The organism is Taibaiella chishuiensis, from assembly GCF_003014535.1.
Lineage (GTDB): Bacteria > Bacteroidota > Bacteroidia > Chitinophagales > Chitinophagaceae > Taibaiella > Taibaiella chishuiensis.
The window spans coordinates 339,997-365,727 of record NZ_PYGD01000004.1; the positions used below are offsets into that span (position 1 = coordinate 339,997).

The window sequence follows — 25,731 nt, forward strand, 5'->3', positions numbered from 1 at the left end:
ACAGGACCTGGAATACAGGACCTGGACTTCTATAAAAAAACGCCGGCCGGCCATGGCCGGCCGGCGTTTTTATTTATGGTAGCGGCATAAGTCTAAGCCGGATCATGGTTCGTTGTAACCTGGTAAAATGCCTGCCGGCAGGCTTTCGCGGCGAGCGGCCCGAATGTTGGAAAGAGGTTGTAACAAGAGGGTAGAGCAGCGGTTACTTTTATGCTTTTTATTTAACCTTTAAGTAACGCCATGTAGCAAATGTTATTAACTTGCATCGTATACATGGATTTCGCAACTTCCTATAAAATAATAAACAAGCGCCTGCAGACCGAGTACCGGGAACCAGCCTGGGGCTGGGGTTTGAGGGTTGCTTTATCCGTTACGATCCCCCTGGTATGGGGCGTGATTACGGGCGAGTCGCACGGCGCCGAGTGGATGGCCATAGCCGGTGAGTGTGTTTCCTTTATCGAGTTGAAGGGCAATGCCGGTCAGCGCATCCGCCTGCTGTTAAGCGCCTCCTTATTGAGTGTCCTCTTCTGTATCGTAGGCAGTGTAGCCGGCAATTATATGTGGATCAGCCTGCCGGGTATGTTGCTGGTCGGTTTCCTGAGCGGGTTGTTTAAAAACCTCGGCGACCGGGGTATGGGTCTTGCCCTGAGTGTGTATATCTTCTACATCATTACCTGCGCGTACCCGGTACATACGGACGACGACCTATGGGCCCGCTGTGGCTGGGTAGCCCTGGGCTCCCTGTGGACCGTACTGGTAGGGCTTTGCAGCTTCCTGTTTATCCGGGTGGGCACACCTTACCGGCGCACTATAGCCGCCATCTGGAAATCGGTAGCTTCGCTGGCACTGGTTACCGGTAAAGGCTGGGATGGCCGCTCCACGCGCAGTTCGATCCGCGATATCTATCTTAAAGAAAAAGATGTGCGTACAGCCATCGATGCTTCGCTCAACCTTTTCGAAGAAACGGCCGACCAGGTCAATAAAAATCAAAAGAACAAATACGCGCTTACCCAGTCGCGGCGCTGCGCCTCGCTGGTAAGCCTGCACATTATCCAGATCAGCGAAACGGCCGAGATGCTGTATAAGCTGACGCGCGACCGCCAGTTTACGATACAGGTATATAGCCTGTTCCGGGCATTGGAGCAGATCGGCGAACGTATGGAGATCTTCCTGCTTACACTGAAACAGGAAGAGCGGGTACTGGTTACTTCCCGCGTGGAACGCCTGCGCAAGATATCCGGTATGATCCAGGAAATACCCGAGGCGCAAACCCCGGCCATTGCCCCGCATATCGGGAAAATACTGCTGCTGGCCGAACGTGTGGCCAAACTGGTGGAGCGTTCGCTGGAACTGCTGGCCGTGCCTTCGGAACGGCGCATCTTCAGGGCCTACTCGTTTACCCAAACCCTCAACATCCTGCACCCGAGGTATTTTCGCAACAATATCCGGCAGCTGATGAATTTCGACAGCATTACCACCCGGTATGCTCTGCGTATCGGCGTAGCTGCGTTTATCGGTGCGCTTATCGGCAACCTGCTCTCGGGCGAGCATGGCTGGGCGCTGACGATCGGGGGTAATACCTTTACCCTCATTCATCTTAAAAACCACGGTTACTGGATACCTTTTACGGCCATCATCGTTTCGCAGCCTTACTTCGGCGCCACCTTTAAGAAAGGCCTGGAGCGCAGTATCGGAACCATAGCGGGCATCGTGGTTGGTACCATATTCCTGCAACTGCCCTTTGCCACCCTGGCCAGGCTGGTGCTGGTGTTTGTAAGCTCGGTATTCCTTATCTATTTTCTCCGCAGGCAGTATTCGGTAGCTACTTTCTTTATTACCTTAATGCTGGTGGGGCTGCTGGCTATCGAGCCGCATTTCGACGCCGATCTTATGAAGACCCGCATCATCTGCACCCTGATCGGTTCGGCGTTGGCTATTACGGCAGGCTTTCTCTTATTGCCGGCCTGGGATAAGGATATGTTGCCGCGTTTCCTGGCCGAGGCCATTACGGCCAACCTGCATTATTTCCGCAAAACCTTTTACCGCAACGAGGAGCCCGTGGCCTGGACCAAACTGAAGCGTACCGCAGAGTCGAAGAACAGCAACGCATTCGATTCCTTTACCCGGTTTATGGCCGAACGGGTAAAACGCCGCCGGAAAGGTTATGCCAACTATTACTTCCTGCTTACGCATAATGTGCGCATTACCCGCGAGCTCAATAACTTTCACAGCGAGACGGAGCTGGCCGAAGTAAAGATCCCGATACAGGAAAAAGAAAAGTACATTCAATTGCTGTACGAATGTGATGACCTGTTCCGCGAAAACGCTTTGTTATTAAAACGGTCGGGCAACGAATTTATCGACGATGAATCGCTGAAAACCTTCCCGGAGGAGGGTTTTGTGAACCTGACCCCGAATGAAAACCAATTGGTATTTGTAGAAAAAATGCTGATCGAGCTGAAGGCGATAAGGGTAGGACTGGAGTCGCCCGCCATACCGCTGAGCCGCAAGCAGGTAGAAGGATAAAACGTAATACAAAATCACAAACAAATAACAATTACCCTTATACGGTGAATTGAAAGCCGCATTACCTTTATGCAAAATTTAAAATTTCATAACAATGAAAAAGCTTTCAACCGTACTCCTTGCCTTAATGATGGCAGTATCCGGAGTAACCTTTGCACAAAACACCGGTGCTGCTAAAGCAAAGCCTGCCAAAACCACACAGGCTGCACCAAAAGAGAAAGCACCTGAAGCCAAGCCCGCAACAGCCGCTGGTCCTTTAAAGAAAGACGGCACACCGGACAAACGCTATAAGGAAAACAAACATGTAAAGAGCGACGGTACCCCCGATAAACGCTACAAAGAGAATAAAGCAACTGCAGCTCCTGCAAAATAATACCACGAAGGCCGGCAATAGCCGGCCTTCGTTCTTGATATAGATCAACATATGATAAAATGCCGGATGCGCATAATACCGAAATCAAAAAAAACAATTGTCATAACCTTGTCTTTTTTTTCTATTGTCTTTTTTATGAAGTAAATTTGCAATCCAGTGATTTAAAGGTATATTTTCCTTAATTCGTAATTCAAAATTTCAATCTTATAATGGCTTTCGATTTAGATCTCATCCAAAAAGTTTACGCTGAAATGCCGGGTAAAATACAGGTTGCCCGTCAATTACTTGGCCGCCCGCTCACGCTGACCGAAAAGATCCTTTACTCCCACCTCGACAAACCTGCTACAAGCGCTTACGAACGTGGTAAGGCTTATGTGGATTTCCGTCCGGACAGGGTAGCGATGCAGGATGCGACGGCGCAGATGGCGTTGCTTCAGTTTATGACTTGCGGAAGGGATAAAGTAGCGGTACCTTCTACCGTACACTGCGATCACCTGATCCAGGCTAAAGTTGAAGCCGGTAAGGATCTGCAGATCGCTGTCGATTCCAATAAAGAAGTTTATGATTTCCTCTCTTCCGTTTCCAACCGTTACGGTCTGGGTTTCTGGAAGGCAGGCGCCGGTATCATCCACCAGGTGGTACTGGAAAACTACGCCTTTCCCGGCGGTATGATGATCGGCACTGATTCGCACACGCCTAATGCAGGTGGTCTCGGTATGATCGCTATCGGCGTAGGTGGTGCAGATGCCTGCGACGTAATGGCGGGTCTGCCCTGGGAGCTTAAAATGCCAAAACTGATTGGTGTACACCTGACCGGTAAACTGAACGGCTGGGCTACCCCTAAAGATATTATCCTGTGGGTTGCCGGCAAACTGACTGTAAAAGGCGGTACCGGTGCTATCGTGGAATACTTCGGCGAAGGTGCGGCCAACATCAGCTGTACCGGTAAAGGTACCATTGGTAACATGGGTGCAGAGATCGGCGCCACTACCTCTACCTTTGGCTACGACGAATCTATGGAGCGTTACCTGAGGGCTACCGGCCGCGAAGCCATCGCAGACCTGGCCAACGGTATCAAAGAGCACCTGACCGGCGATGCTGAAGTATATGCTAATCCTTCCGCTTATTTCGACCAGGTGATCGAGCTCGACCTGTCTACCCTGGAACCTTATATCAACGGACCTTTCACCCCGGATCTGGCTACGCCGATCTCTAAAATGAAAGCCGCAGCAGCAGCCAATGGCTGGCCTACCAATGTAGAAGTAGGCCTGATCGGTTCCTGCACCAACTCTTCTTACGAAGACATCAGCCGCGCCGCCAACCTGGCCGAGCAGGCAGTAGCTAAAAACCTGAAAGCAAAAGCCAGCTATACCATTACTCCCGGTAGCGAACTGGTACGTTATACCATCGAACGCGACGGCTATATCGATACCTTCGGTAAGATCGGCGGTACCGTATTCGCCAATGCCTGCGGTCCCTGTATCGGTATGTGGGCACGTGAAGGCGCCGACAAAAAAGAAAAAAATACTATCATCCACTCGTTCAACAGGAACTTTGCTGCACGCCAGGATGGTAACCCCAATACTTATGCCTTCGTAGGTTCTCCGGAAATCGTAACCGCACTGGCCATTGCCGGCGACCTTACCTTCAACCCGCTGACCGACACCCTGACGAACGAAGCCGGCGAACAGGTAAAACTGGATCCGCCATCCGGTTTCGAACTGCCTCCGCGTGGTTTCGATGTAGAGGATGCAGGCTTCCAGTCTCCTGCCGAAGATGGCAGCGGCGTAGAAGTTGTGGTATCTCCGGATTCCCAGCGCCTGCAATTGCTCGAGGCATTCCCAGCATGGGAAGGCACCGACCTGAAAGGCCTGAAACTGCTGATCAAGGCAAAAGGTAAATGTACGACCGACCATATCTCTATGGCTGGCCCATGGCTGAAGTTCCGTGGCCACCTCGATAATATCTCTAACAACATGCTGATCGGCGCTACCAACTTCTTCAACGAGAAAACCAATAGCGTTAAAAACCAGCTGACCGGCGAATATGCAGGCGTACCGGATGTACAGCGTGCTTACAAAGCGCAGGGCATCGGTTCGATCGTTGTCGGAGACGAAAACTACGGTGAAGGTTCCAGCCGCGAACACGCTGCCATGGAGCCCCGTCACCTGGGCGTACGTGTGGTACTGGTAAAATCATTTGCCCGTATCCACGAAACCAACCTGAAAAAACAAGGTATGCTGGGTGTAACCTTCGCCAACAACGAAGACTACGATAAAATCCAGGAAGATGATACCTTCGACGTTCTGGGTCTCACTACCTTTGCTCCGGGCGTGCCGCTGACTGTAGTAGCGCACCACAAAGACGGCAGCAAAGACGAGATCACCGTTAACCATACCTACAACGACCAGCAGATCGAGTGGTTTAAAGCAGGCAGCTGCCTTAACGTGATCCGCAAAGAGTTTGGCGTAGCGTAATACACACCGATTGATTTATTTTTTCGTAATGACAGCGGCCCGGTATTTACCGGGCCGCTTTTTTAGGACTAGTCATCGTATTAAAGAAAGGGATCAGGGCTTGCTTTTGCCCGCGAAAAGTGCTTTTGCATATGCCATTTCCACGTCCCTGCCGTTCAGGTAGTCGTCGATGGTGGGTTGGATATAGTGATCCGGGATAACGCCATGGCCAAAGGGAATACTGTTGTTCAGGGTCTCCGGCACAAACTTACACAAAGGGATCCTGCCGGTAAGTTGGGTATTCGGCAGGATGTACCGGATAAAGGTGCCGCTGGTATTGCCATAATAACCGCCGCCGGTCTCTTCCCCGATAAACCGGGCCCGGGTATAATTTTTAGCCATTGCTGCAAACTCCGATCCGCCCGAAAAGGTGTACCCGCTGATCAGGATACAGAGATCGCCATCGAAGTGATCGGCTTTGACACTGTCGCCTTCATAATAGCCTTTCTTGTTCAGGTACCGGCCATCGCCGGCCTGGTAAAACTCTTCCTGTAATTCCTGGGTCAGGCCTGCGGGATTCTTTTTCCGGTCCGAATATCGGAGAAAGGAAAAGGTAAAGGCAGGGATCTCTACATACTTATACTTGGAGTACGGCTTACTGATCAGGTAGGAAAGTAAATGATCTTCCATGCCTTGTTCACCGCCGCCATTGTCCCTTACATCGATAACCAGGTGTTTTACCTGTTGTTCTTTCAGGGTCTTAAAGGTTTCGGCAAGGAAGCGCTTGAACCCTTTCCTGCGGCCTTCGTAATCGTCCAGGCTAAAGCTGGTTACCGTAAGTATGCCCGTGCTGTTACTGCTGTCGAGTACAAATGTAGCGCCATCTTTGCTGCGGTAATTGGGGAGGGCGGCGGCCAGGGAATCCGACAGGCGCACAAATCTTTTAACGCTGCAGGCGGGTACGTTTTTATATACCGTTTTCTGATGGGTACCCGGATGCTCCAGTTCCAGGTCGAAGGTGGTTACCGGGTTAAAAAAGCTGGCGTAGTATCTTGAAAAGGCGCTGCCGATCCAGTGGTCGAAGCTGGTGGTACTGTAACCGTCGCCCGGCTCTATGTTGCGGAAAACCTGCATAATGCTGTCTGCGCTTTGCCCGTTTATTTTCGTGATCATCAGTCCCCGGGTTTTCAGGCCGTCCAGGTCGTTCAGGATATAGATCTTACCCTGCAGTATTTTAACCAGGAAGGGAAAGTAGCCATAGTTCTGGCGGATATAAGAACCGGTTTCGTCCGAAGGCCTGATATTGCAATGGCCTTCGTGGGTATAGGTCACTACGGGCGCCATGATCCGGTAGAATTCCAGGGCATTCATATTGTTGCGTATCTTGTTTCTTTGTGCCGAACATAAGCTGTCGAACAAGGCGTAGGAGCTATACCACAGGCCAACCCGGGTTTCGATAAACGCATTTTTCAGGATATCGAAATCCTGGTACAGTTGTTGGGTCGTGAACCTGGGTAGCTTTGCCGGCAGGCTTTTTACCACGATACTGTACTTGCCTTCGTTGGAATTCGAACTGTCGGCCAAGGGTTTTAGCGTAAGCGAAAACGGCGCCGTAGTATCGGGGGAGAAGATCATTTTCTCCGGGCCAAACCGCCCGTTGGGACTATCTATCTTTTTGATTGTTTTCCCGTTTTTATCCTTCAGGGTCAGTACCAGGTCTATGCCTTTCTGTTCGGCGATAATGGTATAATACTGGTCTTTCCTAAGGTTCACCCGGAAATCCTGTTCTTCGTCCCGGCGGATCAGCCGGTCGCTTGTTTCCTGGTTAAGGGGTAAGGTGGTGCTTTTGTGATTGACCTGGGCCATCAGGGGGCTTGTCATCAGCAGGCAGGCGGCTAATAGCAGTTTTGACATGGGAGTAGTGCGGGAATAGGTTTATCCGGTTAAGATCAAAAATACTTAAATTGAAGATACGCCTGTCCTCATGGCGGATACTTACCCCTATTTATCCCCCTTTTTTGGTCTCCTCATTTGCAAGAAGGGTATAGGGCGGCTCCGTTTGCAGGAGTGGCCACACTTGTTGCTCCTTACCTGGTAAGGACGGCCCGGTATTTACCGGGCCGCCTTTAAAATGAAAGTATCCGGAACAGCTGCGCCTAGTTATAGGTATACTGTACGGCTTTAATATCCTGCAGCTGCAGCAAGAGCAGGGCAAGCCGCGACTGGCCTATGCCGCCGCCTATGGTATCGGGCAGCTCACCCGCCAGCAGCTTCTGGTGGAAGGGCAGTTGTTCCCGTTGCTGCAGTCCGCGCAGGTGTAATTGTTCGCGCAGGGCAGGGGCATTTACCCGAATGCCCATCGACGATAGTTCTACGCTGCGTTGCAATACCGGGTGCCATACCAGCAGGTCGCCGTTCAGGCCATGGTAGCCCGGCGTTGTTTCGGTGCTCCAGTCGTCATAATCCGGCGCCCGGTCGTCATGTAGTTGTCCGTCCGACAACGGGTGCCCTATACCCTGCAGGAATACTGCGCCATGTTCGCGGGTAACCAGGTCTTCCCGTGCTTTGGCGTCCTGTTGGGGATAGCGGGCGCGCAACGCTTCGCTGTGTATAAACGCGGGCTGCTCCGGCAGGTCCAGGCTGCGCATGCCGGGATAAGCTTCCTGCAGCGCGGCGCAGGTAAGCCGCAGGGCTTTATAGATCTTCAGTACGGTGGCCTGCAGGAAGGCCGGGTGCCGGTCTTCGGGCCGGATTACTACTTCCCAGTCCCACTGGTCTACGAGTACGGCGTGCATGGGCGACAACTGTTCGTCGGGACGCAGGGCGATCATATGCGTCACGATACCCTGGTGGCAGGGCATGGACAATTCGGCCAGGCGCAGCCGTTTCCATTTAGCGAGGGAGTGTACCACCGTAAAGTCTTTGCCGCTGTTGCTAAAGCTTACGGGGCGTTCGGTACCATTCAGGTCATCGTTAATGCCACTGTCGGCCGATACAAAGAGCGGGGCGAATACCTGGTGCAGGTGGAGCGCTTCGCTGAGATGCCGGAGAAATTGTTGTTTGATAAAGCCAATCTGCATTTCCGTTTGCAGGTCGGCTATTTTATGGGCAGGTGCAAGCATGATTGATTTTTGTTTGTTGTTGTATATAAATTTGATTCGCTTTGCTGTTTCATCTCTGTTTTTATCTTCCCCCAGGGGGGATTAAAAACGGCTTGCAAATGGCAATAAGTCTTGATCTGTGGCATCATACAGGCATAAAAAAAGCCCTCCCGTTGGGGAAGGCTTTTGTGATTCAATAAGTTTATGTAAGGTTACATACGCTTGCTGGTAACAACAACAGGCCTTCCTCCGGCAACAATATTATTGTTGCGGTTCAGATTCAGGTTATTATTGTTGTTGGCTAAGATCAAAGCGTATAGCTGGTTTTAATAAGATAACGTTTACTGTGGAAGGGCCAGTTGCACACCCTGGTAAAGGGGCTGCTGTGGTTTTAAAGGCTCGGCCTGCTGTGCGGTAACAGGAGCGGCTACTGCGGCGGCTACCGGTTTAGCGCCCTGTACCTTGTTACTTTTCAGGAACTCTTCTTTAATCAGGTCTTCTGCAGATACCTGTGGCGTTTTATTGAGCCATACCGAAGTATTCAGGTAACTTTTGCTGGGGTAATAAATATACAGGCAGGTACCGTCTTTTATCGTATTGATGATAGGACCGGCCAGGGCCACGGGTACTGCGGGGCAACCCCAGCTGCGGCCCAGGCGCTGGTTGCTCCTGATGTAGGAGTCGCAAACGTAGGCTGCGCCGTGCATCACGATAGCCCTGTCATAAGCCCGGTCATTATAACCGCGGTCCATGCCGTTCAGTTTTAAAGAATACCCGTTGTCGCCGCTATAGGTTTCCTGGGTTACATAAAACCCAAGGCTGCTCTGGTGCGAATTGTCGCGGTTGGAAAAGTTCATGGCAAACTCGTCGCCCGTGCCCTGTCCATGCGCCACCAGGGTATGGAACAATACCTTGTGCGATTCCAGGTTGATAACCCAAAGCCTTTTTACGTTTGCAGAAAGACTGAAGTCGCAGATGCTGATGATCTGCTCGTCTTTGTTCAGTTTATCCGCATCCCTTAAATTAAGATATCCCAGGTACGCCTTACGGAATACATCGCGGGAAAGCGGTTCTTCTTTACCAAAATTAATAAGGTTATAAACTTCGTCTGCTTTCTGGTTTACTTTCTGCCGAACGTTCATCACCAGTCCTTCTTCGGCTTTCACTGCTTTTACAAAAAATGAAGATGCACACATCCCGATCATCAACAAAGCCACTCTGATTTTTTGCATATTTATCAACTTTTTTTATTGACAGGTTTAAAAATAGCATGATTGCATTCTTTCAAAGTTAATAAATTAAAATTAAAAAATGCAATCCCGGGGATAGAAAAACTTGATGCCGGGATAAAAACCTGGCCTTTATTTTTTTACAATTTGCTAAAAAATGAACAGGGCCAACAGGTTTAAAAACACGATTAAACCGCAAAGTACCGCCAGAAATGTTAAATAAATTACGCTTGTGCCGGAGTTCATACTAACATAACACGGATCTTCAGGCTTTTGTAAGGTTATAAATTATGCATTTTTTGTTAAGACTAAAGCCTATAGAATTTCTTTATAGCCAAGCGCCCCGGGCAGGGGAAATTTCCCCTGCCTGTGATCGGATAGGAACATGCCGGGTGCTTAGTCCGGCAAACAGCCGCGGGGCTTGTATTTGCGGTTGCCGGGGCCCGGTCCGGTTATATGTCATAATTTTATAATTTATATAGGTGATTTGTTATTTAAAGCTTAGCTTTGCGCCCGAATAAAAACCTCCTATGCACCAATTCCAGGAAATATCGACCCGATTTGAAGCTTACCTGAAGCAGCCCGGTATTTTTCCGGAGCAGCCGGCTAATCTTTACGATCCCTGCCGGTACCTGCTCGAGGCGGGTGGCAAACGGGTACGTCCTGCACTCTGCCTGATGGCCAACGAACTGTTTGGCACGATTACAGAAGACGCTTTTAAAGCGGCGGCGGCCATCGAGCTGTTCCACAATTTTACCCTGATCCACGACGATATTATGGACAAGGCGCCCCTGCGCAGGGGCAAGCCCACCGTTCATGCCAAATACGGCCTTACTGCAGGTATTCTTTCCGGCGATGTCATGAGCATTTTTTCGTTCGACTGCCTGAGCCGGGTCAACCCCGTTTTCCTGCCCCGCGTGCTGTCCGTTTACAACAAAACGGCGGTGGAAGTATGCGAGGGCCAGCAATGGGATATGGACTTTGAAGTGCAGGAAACCGTGAGTATCGAACAATACCTGCATATGATCACCCTGAAGACCTCCGTATTGCTGGCTGCAAGCATGCAGATCGGCGCTATACTGGGCGGTGCTACCGAAGCGCAGGCCGCGCTTTTGTACGAGTTCGGCAAGAACCTGGGTATTGCCTTCCAGTTGCAGGACGATTACCTGGATACCTTTGGCGAAGAAGCTAAAACCGGTAAGCAACCCGGCGGCGATATCCGGGCCAACAAAAAGACCTTCCTGATGATCAAATGCCGGGAACTGGCTGGAGCAGCAGCAACACAATTGCTGGGCGAGCTGTTGCTGCGCGACGACGAAGAGAAGGTTGAACAGGTTACAGGGCTGTTGCGCGACCTGGAGGTCGATGCCATAAGCCGCTCGATGATCCACGAATTTTCGGATAAGGCCTTTGGTAACCTGGAGCAACTCGATATCGAACCGGCAAAAAAACAACCCCTTATGGCCCTGGCGGCTTATTTACTGAACCGCCAGAATTAATGTCAATTTGGCAAAAATAAAATCTGGCAAACTAATTGAACTTAATATAATCAATGAGCCTATTTAATCCATTCAATAAAAAACGATCTATGAATAATAAGGAAAACGAACTGAAGGACAACGGTCATGCGGATAAAGAGCAAAATCAACAAAATATAGACGATGCTGCCATAAACTTCAATTCGGATGATAGTTTGGCAGGTACTACGCATTTAAATGACGAATTGGCTTCTGAGGAAGATGATCGCATCCAAAAATTAACAGAAGAACTGAAAGAAGCGAACGATAAATATTTACGTCTTGCTGCCGAATTTGATAACTACCGGAAGCGGAATGCAAAAGAGCGCAACGAACTGATAAAAAGTGCCGGTGAAGATGTGATCAAATCCCTGTTGGATATACTCGACGATTCGGAGCGTGCTGCACAGCAGCTGGAACTGTCCGATGATATCAAAACCAATAAGGAAGGCGTGTTCCTGGTGTTTAACAAACTGAAAAACGTGTTGCAGGGCAGGGGACTGAAAGCGATGGAGAGCAAAGAGCAGGAGTTTAACCCGGAGCTGCACGAAGCCATTACGGAGATCCCGGCCCCGACCGAGGCCCTGCAGGGTAAAGTGCTGGACGAGGTACAAAAAGGCTACTTCCTGAATGACAAAATTATCCGTCATGCAAAAGTAGTGGTAGGTAAATAAAATCTGAACTTAATAAATATGCCGTAGCTGTAAGCCTGACGGAGCCGCATCGGACGCATATTTTTATATTAAACCGAGATGAGTAAAAGAGATTATTACGAGATACTGGGCCTGAGCAAGGGCGCAAGTGCCGATGAGATTAAGAAGGCCTACCGTAAAGTGGCTATGCAGTACCACCCCGACCGTAACGAAGGGGATAAGGCTGCCGAGGAGAAATTCAAGGAAGCAGCCGAGGCTTACGAGGTGCTGAGCGATACCAATAAGAAAGCGCAGTACGACCGCTTTGGTCATGCGGGTATGAGCGGAGCAGCCGGCGGTGGCGGTTTTGGCGGTGGCAGCGGTATGCGCATGGAAGATATCTTCTCCAACTTCGGCGATGTGTTCGGCGACGACATGTTCGGCAGCTTCTTTGGCGGCGGTCGTCAGGGTGGTGGTGGCCGCAGCAGGGGATCGCGTGGCTCCAACCTGCGTGTAAAGCTGAAAATGAGCTATGCGGAAATCGCTAATGGCGCTACCAAAAAGATCAAAGTAAAAAAATATATCCATTGCAGTACCTGTAACGGCAGCGGCGCTAAAGACGCCAGTTCCGTACAGACCTGTAATACCTGCGGCGGCAGCGGCCAGGTACGCCGGGTAACCAGCACCTTCCTGGGACAGATGCAGACCGTAACGGCCTGTCCTACCTGTAACGGCGAAGGCGTAAGCATTACCTCCAAATGTACCTCCTGTAAAGGCGAAGGCCGTGTATACGGCGAAGAGACTATCAGTATCGATGTGCCGGCCGGCGTACAGGAAGGCATGCAGCTGAGCATGAGCGGTAAGGGCAATGTGGGCGAGCGCGGCGGTGCGCCGGGCGACCTGCTGATCCTGATCGAGGAAGAAAAACACCCCGACCTTACCCGCGATGGTAACGATGTGCAGTATATCCTGCCGCTTTCGTTCCCCGAAGTGGTATTTGGTACCCAGGTGGAGGTGCCTACCATCGATGGCAAGGCCAAGATCAAGATCCCGGCCGGTACCCAGAGTGGTAAGATCTTCCGCCTTAAAGGCAAAGGTTTCCCCGAGATCAACAGTTACGGTAAAGGCGACCAGCTGGTGCAGGTAAAAGTATGGACACCGCAGCACCTGAGCGAGGAAGAGCGTGTGGCCCTGGAAAAAATGAAAGTTTCGTCCAATTTCGAACCGGGCGAAGAAGCCAAGAAAGAGCGTAGCTTTTTCGAAAAGATAAAAGACGCTTTCAGCTAAAATAATAAACAGAAAATCGGGGCGCCGGGCATATGCCCGGCGCTTTTGCTTTAGCGGCCGCATCAAGATAAGGCTTCGCGGCCGGATTTATATTTTTAAGAGTATTACCAGATTTTTAATTTTATTGCTACCTTTGCGGCCTCATTCAATTTCCTTCATGCAACCATCGGTAAAAATATTTTCCGGCACTAATTCAACGTATTTAGCGGAAAAAATTGCACATTCTTTCGGCCAGGACTTGGGCGATATTACCATTCAGAAATTCAGCGATGGCGAATTTCAGCCCGTATTCCAGGAGTCTATCCGTGGCGATTATGTTTTTTTGGTACAGTCGACCTTTGCACCCAGCGATAACCTGCTGGAGCTGCTGATGATGATCGATGGCGCCAAACGCGCATCTGCCGGTTACATCACCGCGGTAATTCCTTATTTCGGATTTGCCCGCCAGGACCGTAAAGACAAGCCCCGTGTGTCTATCGCCTCCAAACTGGTCGCCAACCTGCTGACTACCGCAGGTGCGGACCGTGTAATGACCATGGACCTGCATGCCCCCCAGATCCAGGGATTCTTCGATATCCCGGTGGATCACCTCGATAGTTCGGCAATTTTTATCCCGTATATAGAAAAATTGAATTTAGAAAACCTTACCTTTGCGTCCCCCGACGTAGGCAGCACCAACCGTGTGCGCGAAGTAGCCAGCTATTTCAATGCCGAAATGGTAATCTGCGACAAGCACCGCAAACGTGCCAACGAGATCGCTTCCATGACCGTGATCGGTGATGTAGCCGGCCGTAACGTGGTACTGATCGACGATATCTGCGATACAGCAGGTACTTTGTCCAAGTCGGCAGCCATCCTGAAAGAAAGGGGAGCCTTAAGCGTAAGGGCCTTCTGTACCCACCCGGTATTGAGCGGCAAAGCTTATGAGAACATTGACAATTCTGTATTGGAGAGCCTGGTCGTTTGCGATACCATTCCCCTGAAACAGGAAAGTAAAAAGATTGAAGTATTGTCCACGGCTGAATTATTTGCGATTGCCATCAGGAACACGTTCGAAAATAAATCGATCAACTCCCTGTTCATCCACAGCCAGCGGAAGAATAAATAATTAAGCGTTTTTTAATACCTGTCTATACATCAAAATCCAACCGGCAAAAGCCGTTTCGTTCTTTTAAAATTAATTTAACAGCAATTCAGAGTACAGATGTTCGTTGGCATTTCCGTTTGGCTTTGAAAAGTAACAAAAGCATACAAAAATGAAAACAGTTGTTATCGAAGGACAACTCAGGACCGGTACGGGTAAAAAAGCAGCCCGTGACCTGCGTTCAGAAGGAAAAGTGTTAGGTGTAATCTATGGTGGTAAAGAAGAAGTGCATTTCACTGCACCCGTTCTTTCTTTCCGTTCCCTGGTATACACTCCCGAATTCCAGATCGCTGAAATTAAAGTGGATGGTAAATCTTACCGTTGCATTTTAAAAGACAAGCAATTTGATGTGGTTACCGATGCGCTAAACCACGTGGATTTCCTGGAACTGGTAGAAGGCAGGCAAGTCGTTGCTAACCTGCCCCTGCGTTTTGTAGGTCAGTCTGTTGGTGTTAAAGCCGGTGGTCGTTTGGTGATCAAAATGAAAACCCTGAAAGTACGCACTATGCCTGAGCACCTGATCGAAGGTATCGAAGTAGATATCACCGATCTGCAGCTGAACGGCAATATCCGTGTTGAAGATGTGAAACAGGAAAACATGGAATTCATGAATCCTGCACGTCAGCCTATCGCTTCTGTAGTAATGACCCGTGCCCTGCGCCAGGCCGAAACAGAAGAAAAGAAAGGAAAATAATATTTGCTTTTCAAAACAGGAAGCTGGTACCTATGGTGCCAGCTTTTTTAGTTTTAAATTTTGAATTTTGAGTTTTGAATGGGTTGTTGTCACCCGCTTGCTACTTCCCGTCTAATGTTATAGATTTGCGCCGTGCCGACGCCATGCTCCGAAGGTTATGGTTTTTAAAAGGTTACTCCCCTGCAATGATTGTCAAATACTTTAAGAAGATACTCAAGGATAAACTCTATTATCAATACATAAGGGACCGCTTTTCACCGGCTGCACAAATGAACCAGCGCCAGCTCTGGCATCATTACCGGCAATGCGCAACTGAAGGCCGTATGCCGCCGCTGGAGGAGTGCGGTTTCCGGGTATTTTCGCAGTTTGAGGAGGATGGGAAGATCCTGGCGATCTTTGCCGCTATCGGTATGGGGAATAAGACCTTTATCGAGATCGGGGCCGACGACGGGGTGAACAGCAATTGCGCTAACTGGTATTTTCATTTCGGGTTTTCCGGGCTCTTTCTTGATGGCAATCCTAAAAGCATTGCCCGGGGCGAAAAGTTTTACCGTACCCACCCGGTGCCCTGGGATTTTCCACCTAAATTTATATGCAGTAAAGTAACCCGCGAAAATATTAACCAGCTTGTGGGACAGGCGGGTTTACAGGGCGAAATCTCGCTGTTGTCTATCGATATCGATGGTAACGATTACTGGATCTGGGATGCGCTGGAAGCGGTAAGTCCCAATGTGGTGATCATCGAAACACACAACGAATTCGGCATGGAGGATATTGTCGTGCCCTATGATCCGGAATATTTTTACCCGGGTAAACATCTCGTGTATCACGGCGCTTCCCCGGTAGCTATGGTCAACCTGGCCCGGCATAAGGGCTACCGCCTGGTCGGCGCCAACTACTATGGCACCAATTTCATCTTTGTAAAGAACGGGCTGGGCGATGCGCTTATCCCCGAGGTGAGCGTGGCATCGGTATTGGCACATCCTTCTGTAGCCGAAAGCTACCGCCTCTTTGAACCAGTTAAGGACTGGGAGTATATCCGTAACCGGAAGTTCTAAGGGGTGAAAGATATTAGATAACAGGTATTAGATGTTAGATGTCATCCTGAGCGCAGCGAAGGATCTTACCAGAGGGGGGACAGGCGTAAGTAAAAACTTCTGAGTAAAGCCAGCTAACGGATGAGTTTTTGCTGTGCCAGCCGGACTGTTACGGTGTATCAGGTAGCAAGATGGAAGCCCCAGGAACACGTCATAGCGATACGCCGTCTTCCCATAAACAATGCTTATATCTAATCTCTAAAATCTAACAGTCTAACATTCCTGCTACCATTCAAAATTCAACATTAAACCAGAAGGGGCCGGGAATCAATTCCCCGGCCCCTTCTGGTTGGCATACAAGCAATTTTAAACTGGTTTTACAGGGTAAGACCGTTGTTTCCTGCGATAAGCATAATAAAACACCTGGGGTAATACCAGCAGGTTCAGCAGCATACAAACGATAAGTCCGCCTACGATCATAATCGCCAGTGGTTTCTGGATTTCGGAGCCCATGCCATGCGATAATGCGGCGGGCAGCAGACCCAGCGAGCCCATCAGGGCGATCATCAGGATCGGCCGTATACGGGTGCGTACCGCCTGCGAGATGCCGTCTTTAAGCGGCATACCGTTCAGCAGGTTTTCCTTCATCACGGCAATCAGGATAATACCGTCGATCGTATTTACCCCGAGCAGGATGATAAACCCGATACCCGCCGATATACCAAACAGGGTTTGGGTAACCCATAACGAGATAAAGCCGCCGATAAAGGCATAAGGCATAGTACTGGCCGCCAGCAGTGTATCTTTCAGGTTGCCGAAGTTCAGGTACAACAGGAACATGATCAGCAACAATACCGCCGGGATAATGGTCGTAAGCTGTTTGGTAGCCCTTTGCTGGCTTTCAAACTCACCCGCCCATTCCAGTTTATACGAATCGGGCAGTTTTACTTTTTTATTGACCCGGTCCTGCGCATCGGCGATGGTACTGCCCAGGTCGCGGCCTCTTACCGAGAAGCCGACTGCGATATAACGGGTATTGCCCTGGCGGTAAATAAAGGCGGGACCATTGAAGAAGCCGATATCGGCAATTTCGCTTAAAGGTACTTTTGCATCACCGGCAGCGGGTACCAGGATGTTACGGATCTCCTGGTCCGATTTACGGTAGGGCTCGTCGTAACGCAACCGGATATCGAACATGCGGTCGCCTTCGTAAAAGGTAGAGGCCGCCTTGCCGCCAATCGCCATTTCGACCACGGCCTGGGCATCGTCCATACTTACGCCGTAACGGGCCATACGGGCCTCGCTAAGGCGTATACGCAGCTCCGGTGCACCGATATTGCGGAACACGTTCAGGTCCTCTACACCGGGCACATCTTTGATCACGTTGGCCACACTGTCGGCCGTTTGCTCCAGCTTTTCCAGGTCGTTACCATAGATCTTGGCCACCAGCGCGCTTTTTACCCCCGCCACGTATTCCGATACGTTGTCCATAATCGGCTGACTAAAGCCGAAAACGATACCCGGGTAGACATTGAGCGAGGCCTCCATCTCTTTCAGCAGTTCCTCGTGACTGATCTTTTTATCCCATTCCTTAGCATCTTTAAGCTGTACGTGAAACTCGATATTGAAGAAACCGGTAGGGTCGGTACCATCGTTGGGCCGCCCGGTCTGGGTCAGCACGAATTTTACCGGTTCAAATGCCCGGAGCTTCTCCTTCATTTCGCGGGTAAGCCTTACCGACTCCTTCAGGTTTACACTGTTGGGCAATGTAGCACGGATATAGATCGCGCCTTCGTTCAGCTGCGGGATAAACTCGGTACCCAGGGTACGGAAACCGAAGATGCTACCCACCAGGAGCAACCCGAAACCGATCATCGTGCCTTTGCGGTGCCTGGCGCAAAATGCGAACAGCTTCGCCAGGCCATTGATCAGGAAGTCGGTTACCTTGTTGTGTTTCTCCACGATGTTTTTCGTGAGCAGTAATTTACACATGACCGGTACAAAAGTGAGACTTAACAACAGCGAACCCAGCAGGGCGTAACCCAGGGTGAAGGCGAGGGGAGAGAACATTTTGCCTTCTACTTTCTGGAAGGAGAAAATAGGGACCAGGGCCACGATCAGGATTACCTGTGCAAAGAGGATGGACTTGGCTACCGACTTGGCTTTGTCCAGGATAAAATCGTCCTTGGGCATGGCATTGAATTTCTCCATGCCGACCTCCCTGGCCTTCCGGTCCAGCCCGGCGTATACGTGCTCCACGATAACCAGCGTGCCCTCCAGCAGCAGGCCAAAGTCCACTGCGCCGATCGAGATCAGGTTGGCCGACAGGCCCTGCAGCCGCAGCATAATGAGGGCAAATAAAAAGGCAAGCGGGATAATGAGCGCTACGATCAGCGTGGGGCGCCAGTTGAAGAGGAACAACAGTACGATCACCGATACGAGCAGGATACCTTCAACAAGGTTGTGCGATACCGTGGTAATGGTTTTGTCTACCAGCTCTGTCCGGTCGAGGAATGGCTCGATCTTTACGTCCTTGGGCAGGATCCGTTTATTGAGATCATCGATGCGATCTTTCAACCGGCCGATCACCTCGCCCGGGTTTTGTCCGCGCAGCATGATCACGATACCTTCCACCAGGTCGTCGTCGCCGTTAAGGCCTACCTGGCCCAGGCGCGGTTTACCGGTAACCTGTACCGTGGCTACGTTCTTAATCAGTACCGGCGTGCCTTTCAGGTTGGTGATCAGGATATTTTCAATATCCGATATCTTGTCGAGGAGGCCCACACCACGTACTACATAGGCCTGGCTGCCTTTGTCGATCACATCGCCGCCTACATTGATATTACTCTTACTGAGCGCGGTATATACGTCGAGTGCGGTAAGACCGTAATTGGTCAGTTCCGTGGGATTAACCCTTACTTCATAACTTTTTTCCTCGCCACCGAAGCTTACAATACTGGCCACGCCTTCTACCGAGAGCAGTTCTCTTTCGATGGTCCACTCCTGCAGGGCCGCCAGTTCGCGTATGGGTTTGTCTTTTGGCGCGCGCAATACATAACGGAATATCTCGCCGGTAGCGCCATAGGGCGGTTCGATCTCCGCATCGGCGCCACTGGGCAGGTTTACGTTGCGCATCCTGTTGGAGGCATATTGCTGGGCATAAAAGTCGGTAATGTCGTCCCGGAAGTTGACGGTTACGACCGATAAGCCAAAGAGGGAGATCGAGCGTACATCGGTTTTACCGGGTATGGTATTCATCTCTTTGGTAATAGGCAGCGTCACGAATTTTTCGATCTCTTCGGCGCTGCGGCCCGGCCATTGGGTAATGATACGGGCCCTGGAGTTGGTCACATCGGGATAGGCTTCGATCAGCGTGTTTTTAACCGCTATCACCCCTGCGATGGCCAGCAATACGGTGAAGAAGATCACAATGATCGAGTTCTTCAGCGAAAATTTGACTATGCTTTCAACCAGTTTCGTCATTTGTATTTTAAATTAGTTAGCGTAAAAAAGGATATGCCGCCGGCAAAGCATACCGCTTCCGGCAGGCCTGGAGCAAGCCTTACTGGCCCTTTTGTTTGGTGAAAATCAGTAACTGGTTCTGGCTGATCATCGTATCACCCTTGTTGACAGCACCGTTGTCTGTTTCCAGGTAATAATATTTCCGGTCATGCGCAAAAGGCCTGATGGATTTGGTTTGTACATCGCAGTCGTTATGATAGATCACGACGAAGTATTCGTCGTTGTCGAAGATGACGTTCTTAACCGGCAGGGCTATCGCTTCGCGTTGCAGCGGCTGGTGCACGGTTACACTTACCATCATATCGGGCTTCAGTTTCAGGTCGCTGTTGTCGATCTCTACGATCGCTTTCATTACCTTTTCTTCGGGATCGAAAATGTTGGAAAGCCTGGTGATCTTGCCTTTAAACACCTGGTCGGGATAGGCCGTGGTACTGATATCGACCAGTTCGCCGGGCTGTACTTTACTGAGCTGGGCGGCGTATACATTGGCCATTACCCATACTTTTTTCAGGTCGGAGATCACGAAGAGGTCGGCATCGCCGGCATTGACCTGGAAGCCGTTGGTTATTTTCTTTTCAACGATATAACCGCTCATCGGCGCACGTATAGCCAGTATGCCATGTTCGATATTGCCGCCCTGTATATTGGCCGATTCCCGGATCTTGCCGATCTCCGCCTGGGCATTATTGACCTCGTTCTGTGCTTCCAGCAGTTCCTTGTCTGATGCCAGGCCGTCGGTATGCATACTCTGGGTGGCTTTCAGGTTGCGCTGTGCCAGTTTCAGCGCCGATTGGGCGATGCTGAGCGAAGATTTCTGCTCGCTCAGTTCCGTGGTGCGCAGTTCGGCCAGCAGCTGGCCTTTCTGCACATAATCGCCCAGGTTGAAGTAGACCTTCTGAACCAGGCCACTGGCCAGCGATTGGTAGCGGAACAGGTTGTCCTGGTTATAACTTACATTACCCGTCAGCTCGATCTCGAATGCTGCCTGCGAGGTGCCCACAGCTTCTGTCCGGATCAGTTTTTTCAGTTCGGGGGAGATGATGCAATTGTCTTTCTGGGGCTGCTCGGGTTTGGTTTTTTTGCTGCCGCAGGCAAAAAGCAGGATGCTGGGCAGGAGGAAAAGCAGGGATTTCTTTATCATTGAATGAGTGTTTTATTTTTTGAAATAGCTTGCCGTACGCGGTTTACAGGTCCTGGCCGGCCAGGTAGTTAAGGTCTTCTTTTTTCTGGGTTATGTTCTTAACGGCTTCGTAGTACCGCTGGCGGCTTTCCTTAAATGATTCAAAGAAATCGAGAAACTCGAGCAGGCTCACATTCTTCTGCTGGAAATTGAGGCTCAGCGAAGCCGTCATTTCGTTCAGCTTCTGCAGGTAGTCTTTATCGATGCCTTCATACAGGTCGATCGCCTTGTTCAGGTCGCTCCAGGTTTTTACTACGGCATTGCTCACTTCATTGGTTTTGTTTTTCTGCATCAGTTCGCTTTTCTGCAGTTCGTAACGGGCCACGCGTATATTGCCTTTGTTGCGGTTAAACACGGGGAGGTCTATTGCCACGCCGGCGCCTACGAAGTCCAGCTGGTTATTGCCGTTCCTGTCGTAGTTCACGTTGAAAGTAAGGTCGGGTACGGCATTGGCTTTCTCTACCGCCAGGGCGGCCTCGTTTACTTTCTTTTCCCGGTCGGCTGACTTCAGCGAGGCATTATGTTGCAGGCTGATATCGATCAGCCGGCTCAGCGTGTATTGCTTCAGCTGTTTCATCGCAACCTCACCGTCGGTGCCCGTAACCTGTATAAAAGTAGTGGGAGCCAGGGCCATGGCCGTTTTCAGCGACTGCTGCTTCTCGGTTATCTTTTCGTTCAGGTCGTTCAGGTCCGACTCCAGCGCGATCTGCAGCGCCTTAATGCGGTACAGCTGCGATTGGGAGATATTGCCCTGTTTGTACTGGGCCGACTGTCCGCGGATCAGGTCGTTTACCACCTGGCGCTGGTACAGCAGGTCGCCGGCAACCGACTGCAGGTATTGCAGTTCGGCCAGGTCCTGGCGGAATTCTGCTTTCAGGTTCAGCAGGAAATCGGTAAACGAGCTTTCGGCCAGCTCTTTGCTGCGGGTCTCGAAGGCGATGCCTTTTTTACGTTTGCCCGCCAGTTTTACCATTTGCTCCAACTGGGCTTCGAAGGTCCGGTTGCGCCAGAAGTTCGTACCCAGCAGGCCGGGGGAGGGATCGGTATTGGGGGTATTGTACAGTTGGACCCCATCCAGGTGAAAGGTCGGGTTGGGCCAGGCCTTTGCCTGCAGGATCCGGGCTTCTCCCTGGTCGATGTTAAGCCGTTCGGCCAGCACGGGCAGGTTTTGCTCGAGGAAGATCTTTTCAGCCTCGGCTACACTGACCTTCAGGGTGTCTGTTTTTTCGGTTTGCTGGGCGAGGAGGGTAGCGGGCATCAGTGCCGACCATAGGAAGAAGATCGCTGTAATCGATACAGCAAGGGTACATTCCCGCCGGGAATGTGATGAGATCAACATAATCTTTCGGTTAAATGATAAAATAGAAACAGGGGCACACCGCTTCCGTGCGGTGAGACAAAAAGAGGGAAGGTCCGTTATACGGACAGGATAATTAGGCTGGGGGGTGGTTAATTTCTTTCCAGAAAAGGTAGCTGTAATTGTTCTGGAAAACGGCAAGATCAACGGGGCGTTGGTCATATTGCACATGTTCTTTCTCCGGGATACCGGGGAAACGGTTAAAATGAATCATTTTAAACGCGACGTTGTGCTTCAGCTCGGGTGTTTGTTTCTCGTTGCTTTTAGTGGGTTCGGGAAACGCATCCTGGCAGCCGTCCACACTTTCTACAATTAATTCAGCAAAGGAGTCCACAGGATTGGCATCCTTGGGCAAATCTTTAGCCGTATAGGATGCCTCCACTTCATAAAAAACCGAATTGTAAATACTCAGGTTGAGTATTTGTATCGCTAACAAAGTTAGCAGGAATTTTTGAAGAAATAGCTTGAGTAGCTGCATGGATGTATTCCTAACGGAGCTTATACCGGATTATTGCCGCAAATGTAATTTGTATTTTCATGTTTCGGAATACCCCGGACATAAATAACGATTAATTTACGTTGTAATGCATTTTGTACAATGTATAGCTGGCTGGGTTGAAAGGGGCAATAACAACGAAAGCCCCCGGAGTAATTACCGGGGGCTTTCGGGCAGGCGGTTAAAATCAATTATTTGATGATACCGGCGAAATATTTAACGGTACGTACCAGCTGGGATACATAGCTCATTTCGTTATCGTACCAGCTTACTGTTTTTACCATCTGGTGGTCGCCAACAGTAACTACTTTAGTTTGTGTGGCATCGAACAGGGAACCGAAGGTGGTGCCGATGATATCGCTGGAAACGATTTCATCTTCGTTGTAACCGAAAGATTCGTTGGCGGCAGCTTTCATAGCAGCGTTGATCTCTTCTGCAGTTACTTTTTTACCCAGTACCGTGGTCAGTTCGGTAAGGGAACCGGTAACGGTAGGCACGCGTTGTGCGCCGCCGTCCAGTTTACCTTTCAGGCTAGGCAGCACCAGGCCGATCGCTTTTGCAGCGCCGGTAGAGTTCGGTACAATGTTTTCGGCAGCAGCGCGGGCACGGCGCAGGTCACCTTTGGCATGCGGTGCATCCAGGGTGTTCTGGTCGTTGGTATAAGCGTGCACGGTAGTCATCAGGCCGGTCTGGATACCATATTTTTCTTCCAGTACCTGTGCCATAGGCGCCAGGCAGTTGGTGGTGCAGGAAGCGCAGCTGATAATGGTTTCAGAACCGTCGAGGATATTATGGTTAACGTTGAATACAACAGTTTTAAGATCACCGGTAGCAGGAGCGGAGATCACTACGCGCTTAGCGCCTGCAGTGATGTGTGCTTTTGCTTTTTCAGCATCGGTAAAGAAGCCGGTACATTCCAGCACTACATCCACATCATGCTGACCCCAGGGAATCTGAGCCGGATCCCGCTGAGCATATATTTTGATTTCATGACCATTAACGCTGATAGCATTTTCGGAATGAGTTACTTCCTGTCCGAAACGGCCTTGTGCAGTATCATACTTTAAAAGATGGGCAAGCACCTTAGGTTCTGTAAGATCATTGATCGCTACTACTTCAATTCCTTCCATGTTGTAGATCTGACGGAAGGCAAGGCGGCCAATACGCCCAAAACCATTAATGGCAACTTTAACTTTACTCATTTTTGTGGGTGGGATTTTTGTTGTGTTAAAAAAATCGCTGCAAAGGTACTTGCATCGGAATGATTTTCCAATTAATGAGCGGTCGGCAAGGCCTGAAAATGAATTTTTTGAAATTTTTTTCAAGTTTTTTTGGAAAAATGAAAATGTATCTTACCTTTGCAATCCCAAACGAAACGCCGCGTTGGTCAAGGGGTTAAGACGCCTCCCTTTCACGGAGGAATCACGGGTTCGATTCCCGTACGTGGTACTAAATGATAAGAAATAGAAGCTAACAGTCTGACTGTTAGCTTTTTTCGTTTTAAAAATTACTTAAATTTAAAATCTACTGTCGAATTATTTATTTTATAATATATTGTATTCTAGGCTTTTAGGTGTTCGACTCCCGAGGTCCAGGTATGGGATTAAGTTTGAACCCTACGATCTATTTTTTACGTTTATTTTTATTGATCTTTAGAATCTATTTTGAGAATAAACTCTACTAAAATGATGGCAATTAATGCCAATAATTCTTCTTCGCTCCTACTGGTTTCCTGTACCTCTTCTTCCATCTTCAACTGTACTTTTTGAAGATGGAAATTATAAATGGGATATGATGTGGTGGTCAAGAAATGTTTATTTAACGGTGAACGTACTTACTGTATTAATTTTCCATAAACTCCCATCCTTTTTTATCCATCTTCTATTCTTCATTCGAGGCGCCGATCCCAAAGGATTATAAACTTCAAAAGAAGAAGTATGAAAAACCTCGTCAACACTGCTATTGGTTACCGCAGAATTAGTCGAAAAGATCAATCTAAGTATTCCTTAGCGCACCAGGAAGAAGCAATCAGGAACTACTGTAATCAAAATGGATTGCTGTTATCAGCTATTTTTACCGACAACGGGGAAAGCAGCGGCACCTTTGATCGCCCTAATTATAAAGCTTTGGAGCGCTTTATGAAGAAGCACTCTGGCAAGGTGCAGTATCTTATTGTTATGAGTCATGATCGGTTTAGTAGGAATCTTGCAGAAGCTTTATTGAAGATAGAAGATTTACAAAAAAATTTCCAGATCAAGGTTTTGGCTACGAACGAAGATATCAGCATTGATGTTCACGATCCTCTTGTTTTTGTGCAACGGGCTTTTTCCTACTTGATGGCAAATCAGGAACTTTTGCAGATTAGGAAAAGGGTAAAAGAAAGCATTCATTATGCGCAGCTTTCTGGGCGTTACGTAAACAACGCTCCGTTTGGCTATATAAATGGACGGGATAGGCACAATAAAGGCGTTTTAATTGTGGATGAGGAAAAAGCTGAAGTAATCCGTGTTATTTACAAATGGTTTTTAGAAGGCTGGCCAATAAAGGAAATACAATACTGTGCGAGGCAAAAAGGTCTTAAGAATTCGGGGAATAGCACGATCCAGAGGATACTATCAAATTGTACTTATGCTGGCCTGATTAAAATACCTTCCCAATCAGGGCCTGCAAAATATGTAAGAGGAATCCATCAACCTATAATCCGGGAATCTGATTTTTGGCTGGTACAAGAAAAGAGAGCCTCTCTCAAGCCTTCTAAATCACAGCCAGGAGAGCAATTCCCTTTACGTGGAGTTTTGAAGTGTTGGTGTGGCAAAAGCATGACTGCCGGCTATTCAAAAGGGAAAAAGAAGCATTATCCTTATTACCGTTGTATAGAACATACGGGAATAAACATCCCAGCAGATAAGCTTCACGCAGAATTCAAGGAATTGTTGTACACATTTAAGCTGGGCAATAATCAAAAAGAAGCGATCGCCGCTAAAGCAGAATTTTTGCTTAGTAAAACACTGCAAGATTAGAAGTCCATCATTGAGACCAGGCTGAGACAACGAGCGGACATAGAACGAAAGCTCAATAACCTAGATGAGCTTTTATTGGAGAAGCAAATTGACGGCGTCACATTTGAAAGACTTAAGGCAAGGCTCAATGAAGATATGCATGTGTTGGATAATAGCTATC

18 protein-coding genes and 1 tRNA gene are annotated in these 25,731 nt (G+C 49.4%); 11 read left to right on the plus strand and 8 right to left on the minus strand.

All coding sequences use genetic code 11. The features are described from left to right. Positions 1–273 precede the first annotated feature (273 nt). The 3 genes from B0I18_RS13605 to B0I18_RS13615 all read left to right on the plus strand — a co-directional run bounded on the left by B0I18_RS13605 (position 274) and on the right by B0I18_RS13615 (position 5,376). A complete protein-coding gene (locus B0I18_RS13605) occupies positions 274–2,526 on the plus strand; it encodes an FUSC family protein (RefSeq protein ID WP_181358467.1) in 2,253 nt (750 codons plus the stop codon). A gap of 94 nt (positions 2,527–2,620) precedes the next feature. Beyond that, positions 2,621–2,899: a hypothetical protein gene (locus B0I18_RS13610; RefSeq protein ID WP_106523263.1), complete on the plus strand. Its 279-nt coding sequence runs from the start codon at positions 2,621–2,623 to the stop codon at positions 2,897–2,899. Between the two features lie 209 nt (positions 2,900–3,108). Continuing rightward, positions 3,109–5,376 (plus strand): aconitate hydratase, encoded by a 2,268-nt coding sequence (locus B0I18_RS13615; RefSeq protein ID WP_106523264.1) that lies wholly within the window; start codon positions 3,109–3,111, stop codon positions 5,374–5,376. A gap of 93 nt (positions 5,377–5,469) precedes the next feature. Here B0I18_RS13615 and B0I18_RS13620 read toward each other — a convergent pair whose 3' ends face one another. From B0I18_RS13620 to B0I18_RS13630, 3 genes are all read right to left on the minus strand, one after another. Further along, positions 5,470–7,269 (minus strand): S41 family peptidase, encoded by a 1,800-nt coding sequence (locus tag B0I18_RS13620; protein WP_106523265.1) that lies wholly within the window; start codon positions 7,267–7,269, stop codon positions 5,470–5,472. Positions 7,270–7,511: 242 nt separating this feature from the next. Then, positions 7,512–8,477, minus strand: coding sequence for an aspartate--ammonia ligase (gene asnA / locus B0I18_RS13625; protein WP_106523266.1), 966 nt, complete (start codon positions 8,475–8,477; stop codon positions 7,512–7,514). 320 nt (positions 8,478–8,797) lie between these two features. Then, a complete protein-coding gene (locus tag B0I18_RS13630; RefSeq protein WP_106523267.1) occupies positions 8,798–9,688 on the minus strand; it encodes a murein L,D-transpeptidase catalytic domain family protein in 891 nt (296 codons plus the stop codon). 527 nt (positions 9,689–10,215) lie between these two features. Between B0I18_RS13630 and B0I18_RS13635 the strand changes: the two genes are divergently transcribed. The 6 genes from B0I18_RS13635 to B0I18_RS13660 all read left to right on the plus strand — a co-directional run bounded on the left by B0I18_RS13635 (position 10,216) and on the right by B0I18_RS13660 (position 16,017). Further along, a complete protein-coding gene (locus B0I18_RS13635; protein WP_106523268.1) occupies positions 10,216–11,184 on the plus strand; it encodes a polyprenyl synthetase family protein in 969 nt (322 codons plus the stop codon). Between the two features lie 89 nt (positions 11,185–11,273). Further along, positions 11,274–11,876, plus strand: coding sequence for a nucleotide exchange factor GrpE (locus tag B0I18_RS13640; protein ID WP_181358468.1), 603 nt, complete (start codon positions 11,274–11,276; stop codon positions 11,874–11,876). Positions 11,877–11,954: 78 nt separating this feature from the next. Continuing rightward, positions 11,955–13,121, plus strand: coding sequence for a molecular chaperone DnaJ (gene dnaJ / locus B0I18_RS13645; RefSeq protein WP_106523270.1), 1,167 nt, complete (start codon positions 11,955–11,957; stop codon positions 13,119–13,121). A 157-nt stretch (positions 13,122–13,278) separates the two neighbouring features. After that, complete coding sequence (locus tag B0I18_RS13650) at positions 13,279–14,229, plus strand: ribose-phosphate pyrophosphokinase (RefSeq protein ID WP_181358469.1); 951 nt, start codon at positions 13,279–13,281, stop codon at positions 14,227–14,229. A gap of 148 nt (positions 14,230–14,377) precedes the next feature. Further along, positions 14,378–14,959: a 50S ribosomal protein L25 gene (locus B0I18_RS13655; protein WP_106523271.1), complete on the plus strand. Its 582-nt coding sequence runs from the start codon at positions 14,378–14,380 to the stop codon at positions 14,957–14,959. A 185-nt stretch (positions 14,960–15,144) separates the two neighbouring features. Next, positions 15,145–16,017, plus strand: a complete 873-nt coding sequence (locus B0I18_RS13660; protein ID WP_106523272.1) for a hypothetical protein — start codon at positions 15,145–15,147, stop codon at positions 16,015–16,017. A 345-nt stretch (positions 16,018–16,362) separates the two neighbouring features. On the opposite strand, the gene B0I18_RS13665 is transcribed toward B0I18_RS13660, so the two are convergent. The 5 genes from B0I18_RS13665 to gap form a co-directional block, all read right to left on the minus strand. Next, positions 16,363–19,479 carry an efflux RND transporter permease subunit gene (locus tag B0I18_RS13665; protein WP_106523273.1) on the minus strand — a complete coding sequence of 1,039 codons (3,117 nt, stop codon included), beginning with the start codon at positions 19,477–19,479 and terminating at the stop codon, positions 16,363–16,365. A gap of 79 nt (positions 19,480–19,558) precedes the next feature. Continuing rightward, positions 19,559–20,659 carry an efflux RND transporter periplasmic adaptor subunit gene (locus tag B0I18_RS13670; protein WP_106523274.1) on the minus strand — a complete coding sequence of 367 codons (1,101 nt, stop codon included), beginning with the start codon at positions 20,657–20,659 and terminating at the stop codon, positions 19,559–19,561. A gap of 43 nt (positions 20,660–20,702) precedes the next feature. Continuing rightward, positions 20,703–22,037, minus strand: coding sequence for a TolC family protein (locus tag B0I18_RS13675; protein ID WP_181358470.1), 1,335 nt, complete (start codon positions 22,035–22,037; stop codon positions 20,703–20,705). 94 nt (positions 22,038–22,131) lie between these two features. Further along, entirely contained in the window at positions 22,132–22,533 is a 402-nt protein-coding gene (locus B0I18_RS24950; RefSeq protein ID WP_146146743.1) for a hypothetical protein, read from the minus strand. Between the two features lie 209 nt (positions 22,534–22,742). Then, a complete protein-coding gene (gene gap / locus B0I18_RS13680; protein WP_106523276.1) occupies positions 22,743–23,753 on the minus strand; it encodes a type I glyceraldehyde-3-phosphate dehydrogenase in 1,011 nt (336 codons plus the stop codon). A 175-nt stretch (positions 23,754–23,928) separates the two neighbouring features. Between gap and B0I18_RS13685 the strand changes: the two genes are divergently transcribed. Both B0I18_RS13685 and B0I18_RS13690 read left to right on the plus strand, forming a co-directional pair. Then, a tRNA-Glu gene (locus tag B0I18_RS13685) sits at positions 23,929–24,000 on the plus strand. Between the two features lie 488 nt (positions 24,001–24,488). Further along, on the plus strand, positions 24,489–25,571 hold the full coding sequence (locus B0I18_RS13690; RefSeq protein ID WP_106523277.1) for a recombinase family protein: 1,083 nt from the start codon (positions 24,489–24,491) through the stop codon (positions 25,569–25,571). Positions 25,572–25,731: the final 160 nt, after the last annotated feature.